The 1,776-nt window shown below is 72.0% G+C and carries 1 protein-coding gene and 1 pseudogene; one reads left to right on the forward strand and one right to left on the reverse strand.

Annotated elements, in window-relative coordinates:
* Nucleotides 1–134: 134 nt before the first annotated feature.
* Entirely contained in the window at nt 135–1,010 is an 876-nt protein-coding gene (locus AB0J09_RS63950; protein WP_360714176.1) for an alpha/beta fold hydrolase, read from the reverse strand.
* Between the two features lie 3 nt (nt 1,011–1,013).
* Between AB0J09_RS63950 and AB0J09_RS63955 the strand changes: the two are divergent.
* A pseudogene (locus AB0J09_RS63955) lies at nt 1,014–1,776 on the forward strand (YafY family protein); the annotation flags it as partial.

Here is a 1,776-nt window from a genome sequence, read left to right on the forward strand (position 1 = left end):
CCCCTCCGGGGGTGGGGGGGGGGGGGGTTGGGGGGGGGGGGGGGTCGGGGTGTCCTGGGCCCCCCCCCTTACTTAACAACGCGGGGGGGGCCGCGGCCAAACCCCCCCCCCCCCCCACCCCTGCTCGGCACGGTTCAGCGCAGCTGGCGGAAGAAGCCGCGGATGTCGTCGACCAGCAGGCCGGGCACGTCGTGCGCGGCGAAGTGACTGCCAGTGTCGTAGACGTGCCAGGACACGATGTTCTTGTGGTCGCGTTCGGCGAACGGGCGGATCGACTGGAAGTCCCAGGCGAAGTTCGCCAGCCCGAGCGGCACGGTGGTGGGCTCGGCCGGCTTGTCGGTGGCGTGGAAGTCCTCGTAGTACAGGCGCGCGGCCGACGCGGCGGTGTTGGTGAGCCAGTAGATCATGGTGTTGGTCAGCACGTAGTCCGCGTCGAGGTTCGGGCCGAGCATCTGCACGTTCCAGCCCAGCTGCCCCACCGGCGAGTCGGCCAGCGCGTGGGCCAGAGTCTGCGGCGCGGTGGATTGCAGCTTGTCGTAGGCGCCGCTGTTGTCCGTCCACCACTGCAGGAACTGGACCTTCTTTTGGTCCTCCTCCGACAGGCCGGCCAGCTCGGCCGGGTCGCCGGAGGGGAAGGAGAAGATCTGGGTGACGTGCACGCCGATGACGTGCTCGGGATCGTGGCGGCCAACTTCGGGGGAGATGAGCGAGCCGGCGTCGTTGCCGTGCGCGCCGTAGCGCTCGTAGCCGAGGCGGCGCATCAGCTCGGCCCACGCCCTGGCGATGCGGTACCGCTTCCAACCCCGCTCGGTGGTGGGCCCGGAGAAGCCGAAACCGGGGATGGACGGGATCACCAGGTGGAAGGCGTCGGCCGGGTCGCCGCCGTGGGCGCGCGGATCGCTCAGCGGGCCGATCACGTCCAGGTACTCCACGATCGTGGTCGGCCAGCCGTGCGTGAGCAGCAGCGGGGTGGCGTCCGGCTCGGGTGAGCGGACGTGCAGGAAGTGCACGTCCTGCCCGTCGATGGTCGTGGTGAACTGGGGGTAGGAGTCCTGCAGACCCCACGCGAGTGGACCGGCGCCGAACTCGCCGAACGCCTCGGGGTGAGCGGGCGGACCGTACGCGCCGACGTGGAGCGCCTGCGCAACCTCGGCTACCCGGTGCTGGCCACCCGCGGTTCCGCCGGCGGCTACCGGCTCGGCGCCGGTGCCGTACTGCCGCCGTTGCTGCTCGACGACGAGGAGGCGGTCGCCGTCACGATCGGCTTGCGGACCGCGACCGGTGGCGCCATCGCGGGGATCGAGGAGGCGTCGTTGCGGGCGCTGGCGAAGCTGGAGCAGGTGCTGCCGTCGCGGCTGCGGCGCCGGGTCAACACCCTGCAGGTCTACACGGTCCGGTGCCCCGCGACGACGACGGCCCCAACATCGATGCGTCGATCCTGACCACGCTGAGCGCGGTCTGCCGCGACCGGGAACGGCTCCGCTTCGACTACCAGGACCACGCCGGCGCGGCCGCCGTGCGCACTGTCGAGCCGTACCGGCTCATCATCTGGGGCCGCCGCTGGTATCTGCTGGCCTGGGACGTCGAGCGGAGCGACTGGCGCACCTTCCGCGTCGACCGGATCCGGCCCCGCACCCCGACCGGCCCCCGCTTCACCCCACGGGACCTGCCCGACGACGATGTCGCCGCCTACGTCTCCCGCCGGGTGTCCGCCGCCGCTTGGCGCTACCGCGCGAAGGTCACCGTGCACGCGCCGGCCGAGGTCATCGCCGATCG

The sequence above is a fragment of the Nonomuraea sp. NPDC049784 genome (assembly GCF_040659615.1).
Taxonomy (GTDB): domain Bacteria; phylum Actinomycetota; class Actinomycetes; order Streptosporangiales; family Streptosporangiaceae; genus Nonomuraea.